General features: G+C 62.0%; 13 protein-coding genes. All 13 read left to right on the top strand.

Going from position 1 to position 15407, the window contains the following annotated elements; translation table 11 throughout:
• The first annotated feature begins 2 nt into the window (after positions 1-2).
• Complete coding sequence (locus AB5Y98_RS02060) at positions 3-515, top strand: OmpH family outer membrane protein (RefSeq protein ID WP_017764121.1); 513 nt, start codon at positions 3-5, stop codon at positions 513-515.
• A gap of 3 nt (positions 516-518) precedes the next feature.
• Entirely contained in the window at positions 519-1538 is a 1020-nt protein-coding gene (gene lpxD / locus AB5Y98_RS02065) for a UDP-3-O-(3-hydroxymyristoyl)glucosamine N-acyltransferase (RefSeq protein ID WP_005303442.1), read from the top strand.
• Positions 1539-1562: 24 nt separating this feature from the next.
• Positions 1563-2024, top strand: a complete 462-nt coding sequence (gene fabZ, locus AB5Y98_RS02070) for a 3-hydroxyacyl-ACP dehydratase FabZ (RefSeq protein ID WP_010634777.1) — start codon at positions 1563-1565, stop codon at positions 2022-2024.
• Between the two features lie 5 nt (positions 2025-2029).
• Positions 2030-2821 carry an acyl-ACP--UDP-N-acetylglucosamine O-acyltransferase gene (gene lpxA, locus AB5Y98_RS02075; protein WP_005303438.1) on the top strand — a complete coding sequence of 264 codons (792 nt, stop codon included), beginning with the start codon at positions 2030-2032 and terminating at the stop codon, positions 2819-2821.
• Positions 2814-3953: a lipid-A-disaccharide synthase gene (gene lpxB / locus AB5Y98_RS02080; RefSeq protein ID WP_005303436.1), complete on the top strand. Its 1140-nt coding sequence runs from the start codon at positions 2814-2816 to the stop codon at positions 3951-3953. Before lpxA ends, lpxB begins: the two co-directional genes overlap by 8 nt.
• Before the next feature lie 75 nt (positions 3954-4028).
• Complete coding sequence (rnhB, locus tag AB5Y98_RS02085) at positions 4029-4619, top strand: ribonuclease HII (protein WP_019839053.1); 591 nt, start codon at positions 4029-4031, stop codon at positions 4617-4619.
• 53 nt (positions 4620-4672) lie between these two features.
• Positions 4673-8152 carry a DNA polymerase III subunit alpha gene (dnaE, locus tag AB5Y98_RS02090; RefSeq protein WP_005303432.1) on the top strand — a complete coding sequence of 1160 codons (3480 nt, stop codon included), beginning with the start codon at positions 4673-4675 and terminating at the stop codon, positions 8150-8152.
• A 16-nt stretch (positions 8153-8168) separates the two neighbouring features.
• Complete coding sequence (accA, locus tag AB5Y98_RS02095; protein WP_005303428.1) at positions 8169-9119, top strand: acetyl-CoA carboxylase carboxyl transferase subunit alpha; 951 nt, start codon at positions 8169-8171, stop codon at positions 9117-9119.
• 400 nt (positions 9120-9519) lie between these two features.
• Positions 9520-11046, top strand: a complete 1527-nt coding sequence (gene cadC / locus AB5Y98_RS02100; protein ID WP_368231221.1) for a lysine decarboxylation/transport transcriptional activator CadC — start codon at positions 9520-9522, stop codon at positions 11044-11046.
• Between the two features lie 86 nt (positions 11047-11132).
• Positions 11133-11300, top strand: coding sequence for a hypothetical protein (locus AB5Y98_RS02105; protein WP_368231222.1), 168 nt, complete (start codon positions 11133-11135; stop codon positions 11298-11300).
• A 238-nt stretch (positions 11301-11538) separates the two neighbouring features.
• Complete coding sequence (locus AB5Y98_RS02110; RefSeq protein WP_368231223.1) at positions 11539-11745, top strand: hypothetical protein; 207 nt, start codon at positions 11539-11541, stop codon at positions 11743-11745.
• A gap of 107 nt (positions 11746-11852) precedes the next feature.
• On the top strand, positions 11853-13187 hold the full coding sequence (gene cadB, locus AB5Y98_RS02115; RefSeq protein ID WP_042009267.1) for a cadaverine/lysine antiporter: 1335 nt from the start codon (positions 11853-11855) through the stop codon (positions 13185-13187).
• Positions 13188-13264: 77 nt separating this feature from the next.
• Positions 13265-15397: a lysine decarboxylase CadA gene (locus AB5Y98_RS02120; RefSeq protein WP_026458905.1), complete on the top strand. Its 2133-nt coding sequence runs from the start codon at positions 13265-13267 to the stop codon at positions 15395-15397.
• The last annotated feature ends 10 nt before the right edge of the window (positions 15398-15407 follow it).

The following is a 15407-nucleotide window of genomic DNA, read 5'->3' on the forward strand; positions in this document are numbered from 1 at the left end:
GTGTGAATAAAGCGTTGAAAGTAGCTGGTTTGAGTTTTGCACTGATGGCTGCCGGCATGGGCTCCGCCTTGGCCGAGACCAAGATCGCCGTGGTCGACATGGGCGAAGTCTTCCAGAAGCTGCCCCAGCGTGAAGCCGTTTCCAAGAAGCTGAAAGGCGAATTCGAGCCGCGCATGCGCGAGCTGCAGAAGCTGGAAGCCGATGGTCAGAAACTGGTCGAGAAGTTCAAGAAGGATGAAGCCTTCATGAGCGCCGACCAGAAAAAACAAAGCCAGGAGAAGCTGGCCAAGTTGCAGATGGAGTTCAACCAGAAGCGTCAGGCGTTTGAACAGGACAACGGTCGCCGTCAGTCCGAAGAGCGCAACAAGATCCTGACCAAGGTGCAGGCTGCCATCGACTCCATCGCCAAGAGCAATGGTTACGATCTGGTGCTGGAGCGCAATGCCGCCCCGTACGCCGCCAGCAAGCTGGACATCTCTGCCCAGGTTATTTCTCAGGTAAGCAAGAGCAACTAATTGATGGCATTCACTCTCGCACAGCTGGCCCAGCAACTGGGGGCCCAGGTCCATGGCGACGGAACCCTGGAAATCCGCAAGGTAGCGACACTGGAAAAGGCCGGGGAGGGGGACATCACCTTCCTGTCCAATAAAAAGTACCGGCATTATCTGGAGCAGAGCAAGGCGACCGCCGTGCTCATCACAGAAGCGGATCTGCCATTTTGTCCCACCAATGCCCTGGTGCTCAAAGACCCCTACGTGGGCTTTGCAAGGGTTGCCCAACTGCTGGACACCACGCCGCAGCCGGCCACGGATATCCATCCGAGCGCGGTGATCGCGGCGGACGTGCAACTGGGCGAGAGAGTGGCCATCGGGGCCAATGCGGTGATCGAATCCGGCGTGGTGCTGGGGGATGATGTGCGCATCGGTCCGGGCTGTTTCGTTGGCAAGAATACCCGACTGGGAGCCCGCTCCCGGTTGTGGGCCAACGTCACCCTCTATCACGACGTCACCATGGGCACCGACTGTCTGGTTCAATCCGGCACAGTGATCGGCGCCGATGGTTTCGGTTATGCCAACGAGCGTGGCGAGTGGATCAAGATCCCCCAGCTCGGCGGCGTGACCATCGGCAACCGGGTCGAGATCGGTGCCTGCACCACCATCGACCGCGGCGCGCTGGAAGATACCCGCATCGCTGACAACGTCATCATCGACAACCAGTGCCAGATCGCCCACAACGTCGAGATCGGCTACGGCACCGCCGTGGCGGGCTCCACCGTGATGGCAGGTAGTCTCAAGGTCGGCAAATACTGTATCATTGGCGGCGCCTCCGTCTTTAACGGGCATATGGAGATCTGCGACCAGGCCACCGTTACCGGCATGGCCATGGTGATGCGACCCATTACCGAGCCCGGTGTCTACTCTTCCGGCATCCCCCTGCAAACCAATAAAGAGTGGCGCAAGACCGCCGCCCGGGTGATGCGTATCGAAGAGATGCACAAGCGGTTGAGCAAGCTTGAGAAGAAGCTGGACCAAGAATAATCACGATTGGTATAGGGTACTGTTTTGACTACTGAAAAGAAGAGCCTGGGTATCCAGGAAATAATGGATCTGCTGCCCCACCGTTATCCGTTCCTGATGGTGGACAAGGTGGAAAACTACGAGATCAGCGATGAGCGCAAGACCCTGCGCGCCATCAAGAACGTCTCCTTCAACGAGCCGATCTTCCAGGGGCACTTCCCGGCCAAGCCGGTGTTCCCCGGTGTGCTGATCCTGGAAGCCATGGCACAGGCCACCGGTATCCTGGCGTTTACCATGGTGGGCAAGCCGTCCCCCAACGAACTCTATTACTTTGCCTCAATCGACAACGCTCGTTTCAAGCGTCCGGTTGGCCCCGGCGATCAGCTGGTGCTCGACGTGGAGTTCCTGAAAGAGCGTCGCGGTATCGCCAAGTTCACCGGTGTGGCCACGGTCAACGGTGAAGTGGTCTGTACCGCCGAGCTGATGTGCGCCAAACGCGAGGTTTAACACACGTGATCGACCAGACTGCCATCATTCACGATACTGCCGTCGTCCATGAGTCTGCCGTCATCGGTAAAGGGGTTGAAATCGGCCCCTTTTCTGTCATCGGTGCCGAGGTGGAAATCGGCGACAACACCTGGGTCAGCTCCCATGTGGTGATCAAGGGCCCGACCAAGATTGGTCGTGGCAACAAGATCTTCCAGCACACCTCCATCGGTGAGGATTGCCAGGACAAGAAGTATGCCGGCGAGCGCACCTTCCTCGAGATCGGCGACAACAACGTCTTTCGCGAGAACTGTACCGTGCACCGCGGCACCATCCAGGATCAGTCTCTGACCCGGATCGGCAGCGGCAACCTGTTCATGGTCAACGTTCACGTTGCCCACGACTGCATCATCGGTGACAACTGCATCTTCGCCAACAACGCGACCCTGGCGGGCCACGTGGTGATCGGCGATTTCGTGATCTTCGGCGGTCTCTCCGCGATCCACCAGTTCGGCCGCGTCGGCTCCCACGCCTTCGTCGGTGGCTGCGCCGCCCTCAACAAGGACGTGCCGCCCTACGTGATGGCAGCCGGCAACTACGCCAAACCGTTCGGGGTCAACTCCGAAGGGCTGCGTCGCCGCGGTTACACGCCTGAGGCGATCTCCGCCGTCAAGCGCGCCTACAAGGAGATCTTCCGCTCCGGCAAGACCGTCGAAGAGGTGCTGCCTGTGCTGATCGAGATGGCGCAAGCCGAGCCGGCCGTCCAGCTCTATGTGGACTTCCTCAAAGACAACGAGCGCGGGATCATCCGTGCCTGATCCGGTTCGCATCGGTATCGTCGCCGGAGAGGTCTCCGGCGACATTCTGGCTGCCGGTCTGGTACGTGAGCTGCAGGCCCGCTACCCGGACGCGCAGTTCGAAGGGATCGCCGGGCCGCGCATGCAGGCCCTCGGCGTGAAGGCCCTGTTCGAGATGGAAGAGCTCTCCGTCATGGGGATCACCGAGGTGCTGGGCCGTCTGCCGCGCATCCTCAAGGTCCGCCGCGAACTGCTGCGCCACTTCATCGCCAATCCGCCCGATATCTTCATCGGGGTGGATGCACCGGATTTCAATATCGGGGTGGAGCTGAAACTGCGCCGCGCCGGTATCAAGACGGTTCACTATGTCAGCCCCTCGGTATGGGCCTGGCGCCAGAACCGCATTCACAAGATCAAGGCCGCCACCGACATGGTGCTCGCCTTCCTGCCGTTCGAGAAAGCCTTCTACGACCGCTTTGATGCCCCTTGCCGCTTCGTCGGCCACACCATGGCGGACGACATCCCGCTGGTGCCGGATCAGGCCGCGGTGCGCAGAACCCTCGGCATCGACGCCAACCGCCGCTGGCTGGCGGTGCTGCCGGGCAGCCGCACGGCGGAAGTGGGCTTCATGTCCCCCCTGTTTCTCGAGGCGTGCAAGCACCTGACGGTGCGCTACCCGGATCTCGGCTTCATCGTGCCGCTGGTCAACCAGAAGCGGCGCGAGCAGTTCATGGCCATCAAGGCCGACGTGGCGCCGGATCTCGACATGGTGCTGCTGGAAGGGCAGGGCCGCGAGGCGATGATCGCCGCCGACGTGGTGATGCTGGCCTCCGGCACCGCGGCGCTTGAAGCCATGCTGGTGAAGAAGCCGATGGTGGTGGGGTACAAGCTCAAGCCCTTCAGCTACTGGCTGGCCCAGCGGCTGGTGAAGACCGAATTCGTCTCCCTGCCCAACCTGTTGGCCGGCCGCATGCTGGTGCCCGAACTTATCCAGCACGAGTGCACCCCGGAGAACCTGGTGGTCGAGGTGAGCAAGTATTTCGAGCACGACAACAGCGCGCTGGTAAACACCTTCACCGAGCTCCATCAGCTCATTCGCTGCAATGCCGACCACCAGGCCGCCGAGGCGGTGGCCGAGCTGCTGGGTCGGTAGAGAGCGGGCGGCCAGTGTGGCTGCGCCAACGCGACGCCAGGCCCTGCGGGGCCTGTTTTGATTCAAGGCTACAAGATGATGATCGATATTCCTGACGACAAGCTGGTTGCCGGTGTGGACGAGGTGGGCCGTGGCCCCCTGGTGGGAGACGTGGTCACCGCCGCCGTCATCCTCGACCCGGCCAACCCGATCGAGGGGCTCAACGACTCCAAGAAGCTCTCCGAGAAGAAGCGGCTCGCCCTGTTTGACGAGATCAAAGAGAAGGCGCTGGCCTTCGCCATCGGCCGTGCCAGCCCGGCGGAGATCGACGAGCTCAACATCCTGCACGCCACCATGCTGGCGATGCAGCGCGCCGTGGCGGGGCTCAAGGTCACGCCCGAGCTGGTCTTCATCGATGGCAACCGCTGCCCGGCTCTGCCGATGGAAGCCCGCGCCGTGGTCAAGGGCGACAGCCTGGTGGCCGCCATCAGTGCCGCCTCGATCCTCGCCAAGGTGACTCGCGATGCGGAGATGACCGAGCTGGACAGCCGCCATCCCGAGTACGGCTTTGCCCGCCACAAGGGCTATCCGACTGCGGAGCACCTTGCCATCCTGGCCGAGCGCGGCCCGTTGCCAGAATATCGTCAAAGTTTCAAACCGGTGCGCCGCGCACTGGGAGTGGAATAACCCATGCTGATTTGTCTAAGCGATGGCTGCTTGCGTAATGAGAGGGCATGACGATGGCTGACCCCCGTTTCATTCACCTGCGGGTGCATACCGACTTCTCCATGGTGGATGGTCTGCAGAAGATCAACCCCATTGTCGGGGCCGCGGCGGCCGACAACATGCCGGCGCTGGCCCTGACCGACCAGATGAACATGTGCGGCCTGGTGCGCTTCTATGGCGCCGCCCACGGCAAGGGGATCAAGCCCCTGGTCGGGGCCGACTTCTGGGTGCAGAGCAGTGAACTCGGCGACGAGCAGTTTCGCCTCACTCTGCTTGCCATGGACAACGACGGCTACCAGAACATCACCCTGCTCATCTCCCGTGGCTATCAGCGCGGTCATGTGCAGGGGCGGCCGGTCATCGACAAGGAGTGGCTGGTCGAGCACGCCAAGGGGGTGATCGTGCTCTCCGGCGGTCGCGAGGGGGACGTAGGCAAGTTCCTGCTCAAGGGCAACCGCCAGATGACCGAGCAGTGCGTCGCCTTCTATCAGACCCACTTCCCCGACGCCTACTATCTGGAGCTGCTGCGTACCGGTCGCCCCGACGAGGAGGTCTACCTCCACATGGCGGTGAACCTCGCGAGCGAGTTTGCGCTGCCGGTGGTGGCCACCAACGAGGTGGTGTTCCTCACCGCCGATGACTTCGACGCCCACGAGATCCGGGTCGCCATCCACGACGGCTACACCCTGATGGACAAGCGTCGCCCACGCCGCTACAGCCCGCAGCAGTACCTGCGCAGCCAGGACGAGATGTGCGAGCTGTTCGCCGACATCCCGGAGGCGCTGGAGAACACGGTGGAGATCGCCAAGCGCTGCAACGTGACGGTGCGTCTGGGTGAATACTTCCTGCCCAACTTCCCCACCGGCGACATGACCACCGAAGACTTCCTGGTGGCCAAGTCGAAAGAGGGGCTGGAGGAGCGGCTCGAGTTCCTGTTCCCGGATCCGGCGGTGCGGGCCGAGCGTCGTCCCGAGTACGACGAGCGCCTCGACATCGAGCTGAAGGTGATCAACCAGATGGGCTTCCCGGGTTACTTCCTCATCGTGATGGAGTTTATCCAGTGGTCCAAGGACAACGGCATCCCGGTCGGCCCGGGCCGGGGTTCGGGTGCGGGGTCGCTGGTGGCCTACGCCCTCAAGATTACCGACCTCGACCCGCTCGAATTTGACCTGCTGTTCGAACGTTTCCTGAACCCCGAGCGGGTCTCCATGCCCGACTTCGACGTCGACTTCTGCATGGACCGACGGGACGAGGTGATCGAGCACGTCTCCGAGATGTACGGCCGGGATGCTGTGTCCCAGATCATCACCTTCGGCAGCATGGCGGCCAAGGCGGTGGTGCGAGACGTGGGCCGGGTGTTGGGCCACGCCTACGGTTTCGTCGATCGCATCTCGAAACTCATTCCGCCGGATCCCGGCATGACCCTGGCCAAGGCGTTCGAGGCCGAGCCCAAGTTGCCCGAGCTCTACGAGCAGGACGAGGAGGTCAAGGATCTCATCGACATGGCGCGCCGGCTGGAAGGGGTGGTGCGCAACGCCGGCAAACACGCTGGTGGCGTGGTGATCGCGCCCACCAAGATCACCGACTTTGCGCCGCTCTACTGCGATGACGAGGGCCATCACCCGGTCACCCAGTTCGACAAGAACGACGTGGAGTACGCCGGCCTGGTGAAGTTCGACTTCCTGGGTCTGCGCACGCTCACCATCATCGACTGGGCCCTTGGCATGATCAACCCGCGCCTTGCCAAAGAGGGCAAGCCGCCGGTCGACATCGCCGCCATCCCCATCGACGACAAGCGCTCGTTCGACCTGCTGCAGCGCTACGAAACCACCGCGGTATTCCAGCTCGAATCCCGCGGCATGAAGGATCTCATCAAGCGGCTGCAGCCGGACTGCTTCGAAGACATGATCGCTCTGGTGGCCCTGTTCCGGCCGGGCCCGCTGCAGTCGGGCATGGTGGACAACTTCATCGACCGCAAACACGGCAATGAAGCCATCTCCTATCCGGACGAGAAGTGGCAGCACGAGAGTCTGCAACCCATTCTGGAGCCCACCTACGGCATCATCCTCTACCAGGAACAGGTGATGCAGATCGCCCAGACCCTGGCCGGGTACACCCTGGGGGGCGCGGATATGCTGCGCCGGGCGATGGGCAAGAAAAAACCCGAGGAGATGGCCAAGCAGCGGGCCGGTTTTGAAGAGGGCGCCATCAAGAACGGCGTCGACGGCGAGCTGGCGATGAAGATCTTCGACCTGGTGGAGAAGTTCGCGGGCTACGGCTTCAACAAGTCGCACTCCGCCGCCTATGCGCTGGTCTCCTACCAGACCCTCTGGCTCAAGACCCACTTCCCGGCCGAGTTCATGGCGGCGGTGATGACCGCCGATATGGACAACACCGACAAGATAGTGACCCTGGTGGACGAGTGCCAGCGGATGGGGCTGACCGTGATCCCGCCGGATGTGAACACCGGTCGCTACCGCTTCAGCGTCAACGAGGACGGTCATATCGTCTACGGCATCGGCGCGGTGAAGGGGGTGGGGGAAGGTCCCATCGATGCGATCCTGGAAGCACGGGATCGGGATGGCCCGTTCCGCGACCTGTTCGACTTCTGCAACCGGGTCGACATCAAGAAGCTCAACAAGCGGGTGATGGAGAAGCTTATCCTCTCCGGCGCCATGGACCGGCTCGGCCCTCACCGAGCCGCCCTGATGGCGACCCTGGAGGAGGCGATGCGCGCCGCCGAGCAGCACGCCAAGGCCCAGGCGGTGGGGCAGGTCGACATGTTCGGCGTGCTCACCGAGGAGATAGACGACGTCAAGAAGGCGTTCGCCAACGTGCCGCACTGGCCCGACAAGGTCTGGCTGGAAGGGGAGCGCGAGACCCTCGGGCTCTACCTGACCGGTCACCCCATCAACCAGTACAGCGGCGAATTGCGTCGTTACACCTCGGGTCGCCTGTGCGATCTGCATCCCACCTCCCGCGATACCGTGACCACGGCGGCGGGGCTGGTGATCGCGGCGCGCAGCATGGTGACCAAGCGTGGCAACAAGATGGGGATCTTCACCCTGGACGACCGTTCCGGTCGCCTCGATGTGACCCTGTTCAGTGAAGCGCTGGAAAAATATGAAGAGTTGATGCAAAAAGACCGTATTTTGGTGGTTTCTGGACAGGTCAGCTTTGATGACTTCTCCGGTGGCCTTAAAATGTCGGCCCGTGAATTACTGGATATCAACGATGCGAGAGAGCGTTTTGCCAGGGCAATCCGCATCTCTCTCGATGAACAGCGAATCGATGATCGCTTTTTCCCGCGTTTGTGCGAGATTTTGGAGCCCGCCCGTGCCGGAGTCTGTCCGGTTCAGGTAAACTATCGTCGCCCCGGCTCCCGGGTGCGATTGACGCTCGGCACCGAGTGGCGGGTGACGCCCACCGATCAACTGATAGATGACTTGCGCGTCCTGCTGGGACGAGAGCGGGTTGAATTGGTTTTTGATTAGAGGATCTATAGTCCCTATGAGTCTTTTTCTGGATTTTGAACAGCCGATCGCCGAGTTGCAGGCACAGATCGATGAACTGCGCCATGTGAGCGAGCACAACAGTGCCGTGGATCTGAGCGAAGATATTCGTCGGCTGGAGAAGAAAAACGAAGAGCTGACCAAGAAGATCTTCGGCGATCTGGGCGCCTGGCAGGTGTCTCAGATGGCGCGTCATCCACAGCGCCCCTATACCCTCGACTACATCGAGCACATCTTCACCGATTTCGACGAGCTGGCCGGCGATCGCGCCTATGCCGATGACAAGGCCATCGTCGGCGGCATCGCCCGTCTGGACGGCGAGCCTGTGATGGTCATCGGCCACCAGAAGGGGCGCGAGACCAAGGAGAAGATCAAGCGCAACTTCGGTATGCCGCGCCCGGAAGGGTACCGCAAGGCCCTGCGCCTGATGGAGATGGCCGAGCGCTTCAAGATGCCGATCATCACCTTCATCGACACCCCGGGCGCCTACCCGGGCGTGGGTGCCGAGGAGCGTGGCCAGTCCGAAGCGATTGCCCGCAACCTGAAAGTGATGGCCGGTCTGACCGTGCCGGTGGTCTGCACCGTGATCGGTGAAGGCGGCTCCGGCGGCGCCCTGGCCATCGGTGTCGGCGATCGCGTCAACATGCTGCAGTACTCCACCTATTCCGTCATCTCGCCGGAAGGGTGCGCCTCCATCCTGTGGAAGAGCGCCGACAAGGCGCCGGTGGCTGCCGATGCCATGGGCATCACGGCCCAGCGTCTGAAAGAGCTCAAGCTCATCGACAACATCGTCGAGGAGCCGCTCGGCGGCGCCCACCGCAACGTGGAGAAGATGGCCAAGCACCTGAAAGACCGCATCCAGCAGGATCTCAACGCCCTGCGTCCGCTCGACAACGAGCAGCTGCTGGAGCAGCGCTACCAGCGTCTGCTGGGCTACGGCTACTGCTGAGCCCAGTCGGGAACAAATGGATGATGAAAGGCCCTCGCACTGCGGGGGCCTTCTTTTTTATGGCGGCAGACGCCCTGTCGGCAGGGAAAAATCCTGTCCATATGGATACCTGTTGGCACGATGTTTGCCAAAACCCCCATGTTGGATCAATTCAGCGGCGATTTGTGGCCAAAAAAAGTGGGATCCCACTCCCGTTTTGCTTAAAGTGACCCTTTCCGATCGACCCGATCGGCATGCCCGCAAGGACGCTCTGCGGACGTAAACAGGCCAGCCCGGCCTGACTCACAGGAATGTTCACCCTGCCGGCGGCACTGCCTTTTGCAGCGCCCTGCTGCCCGTTCAGCCGCCCGGTGTTACGTCACTCTCATCTTGCATCGTCTCCATCTGCAGCGAGTGAATCATGAGCGAATCGGTTTTTGAGATCCACGACTGGACCCTGAGCGTTGACGACAACATGCTGTGTCGCCCCGACCGCGAGGTCTACCTCGAGCCCCGGCTGGTCAATCTGTTGCGCTTCCTGGCGAGCAACGCCGGTACCGTGTTCGGGCGCGACAGCCTGATCAACGAGGTGTGGGACGGCGCCGAGGTGACCGATCAGGTGGTCACCCAATCCATTTTCGAGCTGCGCAAGATCCTCAAAGATGGCCGCAACGATGCCGCCGACTACATAGTCACCGTGCCCAAGCGCGGTTACAAGCTGGTGGCGCCGGTGCGACCGCAGCAGGTGGTCTCGGTGGTGATGGCAGGCGAGCAGGAGAGCGTCAATGCCCTCCGGCCGCCGCTCGCGGTGCCAGCCATCGATGAAGAAGAGGAGCAGGCCAACGTCACTCCCTTCCCGGCCGGCCCGCTGACCCGCGCCGTCACCACCCATGCCAGGGAGGGGGGCAGCCGCTGGAAGCTGGTGGGGTTCGACATCTTCGTGGTGGCGATCCTGGTCACCCTGGTCAGCCTGCTCAGTTATCAGCACGCCAGCCCTCAGGTGCACTCTATGCTGGATCCCGAGCTGCTGGTGTTTCGCTTTCACTCCGGCATGGATGGCAGCAACGAGAACGTGCGCCTCGCCGACGGCATCACCCGCGCCCTGATGGGGGAGGTGGCTGCCGCCACGCCGCTGCGGGTGCAGTACGGTGCCAACACCCTGATGGGGGGCATTCTGCCCGGCAAGGAGCTGAGCGTGCGGGTTTCCCGCCAGCCGGGGGGCACCTATCTCGATCTGGAGTACCGCAACATCAACACCAACCGGGTGCTGTTCAGCCACCAGTACCAGCTCAGTCGCCACAATGTGCACGGGGTCTTGCAGGCGAGCAGCCGGGATCTGCTGAGCGCCCTCAATCAGCCCGACGCGCAGCCTGGCATGGGCTGGCCCACTGATGACGGCGCATTGATGGCCATGATGGAGGCGCACTACTACATCAACAGCCAGGATCCGGTGGCCCTCAAGCGCGGCGTCGAGCTGCTCGACAAGTCGCTGACCAGCCAGCCGGACCAGCCGCTGCTGCTGGCGGAGCGCTATCTGGCCGGGGAGGCGCTGGCAACCCTGACAGGCACCCCTCAGAGCGACCGGTTGCAGCAGATCGGTGCTCACCTGGCCCGGGTGGTTCAGAGCCAGCCGTTGCAGCCGGCCCGGGTGTGGGAGGCGCTGACCCTGCAGGCCATTCTGGGCGGCCAGCAGCAGGAGGCCAACCGTCTGCTGGGTGAGGCTGGCAGCCGGGGTCGTTCTGTGCTCTATCACATATTGCGCGGCAAGCTGGCGGAGCTGGATGGCCACCCGGAAGCGGCGGGGGATGCCTACAGCCAGGCCTTCCTGATGGAGGCGACCGAGCAGACCTACCTGCTCTGCCAGCAGCTTGGCTTCTACAGCAACATGGAAACCCTCACCCCGGCGCTGTTCAACGCCCTGGGCCAGAGCAAGGTCAAGCTGTTCTGAGCGGCGCCGGCCGCGCTCTGCTCCGCCGATCACAGGCCGCCCACGGGCGGCCTGCGTGTTTCTTGCCTTGCCATAGGCACTCGGGCTTGCTCTTCTATCCCTATCCCTATCCCTATCCCTATCCCTATCCCTATCCCTATCCCTATCCCTATCCCTATCCCTATCCCTATCCCTATCCCTATCCCTTGCCCGCAGCAACGACTGGCTATGGCAGTCCTGTGGTGGCGCCATCCCCCTGTTCCATCCTCTGCTGATGAAGCCCCGGCCGCCATTTGCAGCTGCAGCCTGTCGATGCCGACAGCCGTGACCGTCGCCCCGGCGACCTGGCCGCCTTTGTCGATATCGCACCGGGTCATCACTGCGCCCGTTTGGTGTGTGGGGGCTGTTATGCCGGCCAGGGGGGGCCTAGGTCGTGCAAAGCGAGCGGTGCAATGAAGGGCGGTGAGGGGAAAAGGGGGTCGCTCTGGCATATGCAGTTCGGGGGAGAGGGGGTTGTTGGCCCAGCTGTACCGCAGCGGGTCATCAGAAAAATATCAAGGTGGTTCGGGTGGCACCGAGTGGTCTCGTCAAGGGGGGCGACGGATATCAAGATTTTATCAAGATGCTTGCGGCACCTTCAGTCAACATGCTGTTTTAACTCTGTTTTTATCGGCTTTGACGGGCTGGCTGAAAAAGTTTGCTCATGTTTTTATCCCTTAGCGGGACTTTATGTTTTCCGGGGCGCAGAGGCCTAGTCTGTGGCCATTGATTGGCGGAAGGCTCCGCCAAGCGTGTGTTTGATGCCTTAATATCGACCCGGAGATTTTATGTCCCTAGATACGAGCAAGAAGATCGGCCTTGTCGCCTGTACAGGTGTAGTGGCCGGCAACATGATGGGGAGCGGTATCGCGCTGCTGCCCTCGGCCCTGGCCACCATAGGTTCCATCTCTGTGTTCAGCTGGGCCATCTGCCTGGTCGGCGCCATGGGGCTGGCCTTCGTGTTCGCCCGCCTGGCCACCAAGAACCCGCAAGAGGGCGGCCCCATCGCCTACGCCGGCGAGATCTCCCCGGTGTTCGGCTTCCAGACCGGTGTGCTCTACTACCATGCCAACTGGATCGGCAACCTGGCCATCGCCATCACCGGCGTCTCCTACCTCTCCGTCTTCTTCCCGATCCTCAACAGCCCGATCCCGGCCGCCGCGGCCACCATCGCCGCCGTCTGGATCTTCACCCTGGTCAACCTGCTGGGCGGCAGCTGGGTGAGCCGGCTCTGTACCCTGGGTCTGGTGCTGATCCTGCTGCCGGTGGTGGGCACCGCCCTGGTGGGCTGGGGCCATTTTGATGCCGCCGTCTACAGCCAGAACTGGAACACCACCAGCGGCAGCGACCTGCATGCGGTCATCAGCGCCGTGCTGATCTGCCTCTGGTCCTTCGTTGGGGTAGAGTCTGCCGCCGTCTCCTCCGGCATGGTGAAGAATCCCAAGCGCACCGTACCGCTCGCCACCATGCTGGGCACCGGTATCGCGGGGGTCATCTACATCCTCTCCACCCAGGTGATCAGCGGCATGTTCCCGGCCGGTGAAGTGGCGGCCTCCGGCGCGCCGTTTGCCATGGCCTCCTCCGTCATCTTCGGCAACTGGTCCGCGCCGTTCGTCTCCGCCTTTACCGCCCTGGCCTGCTTCACCTCGCTGGGCTCCTGGATGATGCTGGTGGGCGAGGCGGGCAAGCGCGCCGCCCACGACGGCAACTTCCCGAAAATCTACGGCGAAGTGGACAAGAACGGCGTGGCCAAGAAGGGTCTGCTCCTGGGCTCCCTCAAGATGACTGCGCTGATGATCGGCCTGACCGCCTTCACCTCCCAGTCCGCCCACGCGGCTGATCTCTTCAACGTGCTGACCACAGATGCGGTGCTGCTGACCATGCTGCCCTACTTCTACTCCAGCATTAACCTCATTCGCTTCGAGGGCATGACCTCCCGCAGCATCGGCGCCATGATCTTCTCCGGTGTGGCCTGCGTCTTCTGCCTGATTGCCCTGATGGGGGCCAAGGGTTCCAACCTCACAGCAACCTTCGTGGTGTCGCTCATCATCCTGATGTTCTACGCCAAAAAACTGGGCCTGCGTCAGCACGATGCCCTGCTGAGCGAACAGCCCAGCAACTGATTTCCCCTTTTATCTTCCGAGCGCTCTTCACTCACCATCCCTGATGGAGAGCGCCCTCTTACGTGTGGAGCATCAAGATGAACATCATTGCCATCCTCAACCACCTCGGCGTTTTCTTCAAAGAAGAACCCATTCGCCAGCTGCAAGCCTCCCTCGAGCGCAAGGGTTTCGAGGTCGTCTATCCGGTCGATGTGGCCGACTTGCTGAAACTCATCGAGAAGAACCCCCGCGTCTGCGGCGCCATCTTTGACTGGGACAAATACTCCCTGGGTCTGTGCAAGGAGATCCACGATCGCAACGAGAAGCTGCCGATCTTCGCCTTCGCCAACGACCAGTCCACCCTGGACATTCACCTGACCGACCTGCGTCTGAACGTGCACTTCTTCGAGTACCGTCTCGGCATGGCTGACGACATCGCCCTCAAGATGGGTCAGGCCACTCAGGAGTATCAGGACGCCATACTGCCGCCGTTCACCAAGGCGCTGTTCAAGTACGTGGAAGAGGGCAAGTACACCTTCTGTACTCCGGGTCACATGGGCGGTACCGCCTTCCAGATGAGCCCGGCCGGCAGCATCTTCTATGACTTCTACGGCCCGAACGCCTTCAAGGCTGACGTCTCCATCTCCATGCCGGAGCTGGGTTCCCTGCTGGATCACTCAGGCCCGCACAAGGAAGCCGAAGAGTACATCGCCCGTACCTTCAACGCCGATCGCTCCTACATCGTCACCAACGGCACCTCCACCGCCAACAAGATTGTCGGCATGTACTCGGCGCCGGCCGGCAGTACCGTGCTGGTGGATCGCAACTGCCACAAGTCGCTCACTCACCTGATGATGATGAACGACGTGACCCCGCTCTACTTCCGTCCGACCCGCAACGCCTACGGCATTCTGGGTGGTATCCCGCAGAGCGAATTCAGCCGCGACACCATCGCCGCCAAGGTGGCCGCCACCCCGGGTGCCCAGGCGCCGCGCTACGCCGTGATCACCAACTCCACCTATGACGGCCTGCTCTACAACACCGGCTTCATCAAGGAGGCGCTGGACACCCCTTACATCCACTTCGACAGTGCCTGGGTGCCCTACACCAACTTCAGCCCGATCTACGAAGGCAAGTGCGGCATGAGCGGCGAAGCCATGCCGGGCAAGGTGTTCTACGAAACCCAGTCCACCCACAAGCTGCTGGCGGCCTTCTCCCAGGCGTCGATGATCCACATCAAGGGTGACGTGGAGGAAGAGACCTTCAACGAAGCCTTCATGATGCACACCTCCACCTCGCCGCAGTACGGCATAGTGGCATCGACCGAGATCTCCGCAGCCATGATGCGGGGCAACACCGGCAAGCGGCTGATCAAGGACTCCATCGATCGCGCCATCTCTTTCCGCAAAGAGATCAAGCGCCTGCGTGAGCAGAGCGAAGGCTGGTTCTTCGACGTATGGCAGCCGGACGACATCGACACCGTCGAGTGCTGGAAGCTGGATCCGAAGGATGACTGGCACGGCTTCAAGGACATTGACGACGACCACATGTACCTGGATCCCATCAAGGTGACCCTGCTGACCCCGGGCATGGGCCGCGATGGCCAGCTGCTGGAGCGCGGTCTCCCGGCCTCCCTGGTCTCCAAGTTCCTGGACGAGCGCGGCATCGTGGTGGAGAAGACCGGCCCCTACAACCTGTTGTTCCTCTTCTCCATCGGTATCGATCAGTCCAAGGCAATGCAGCTGCTGCGTGCCCTGACCGAGTTCAAGCGTGGCTACGACCTGAACCTGACTATCAAGAGCATTCTGCCGAGCCTCTATCGTGAAGACCCGAGCTTCTACGAAGGGATGCGCATCCAGGAGCTGGCCCAGCGCATTCACGAGCTGACCAGCAAGTACCGTCTGCCGGAGCTGATGTTCAAGGCGTTCGACGTGCTGCCGGAGATGAAGATGACCCCGCACGCCGCCTGGCAGCAGGAGCTGGCCGGCAACGTGGTGGAAGTGCCGCTGCGCGACATGGTGGACCGCATCAGCGCCAACATGATCCTGCCCTACCCGCCGGGAGTACCGCTGGTGCTGCCGGGCGAGATGGTGACCCAGGATTCTCTGCCGGTGCTCGAGTTCCTCGAGATGCTGTGCGAGATCGGTGCCCACTACCCGGGCTTCGAGACCGACATCCACGGCCTCTATCGTCAGGCCGATGGCAGCTACACCGTCAAGGTGCTGCGTTAAGCGAGAGTGA

It is taken from the genome of Aeromonas sp. s3 (assembly GCF_040907805.1).
GTDB lineage: Bacteria > Pseudomonadota > Gammaproteobacteria > Enterobacterales > Aeromonadaceae > Aeromonas > Aeromonas dhakensis.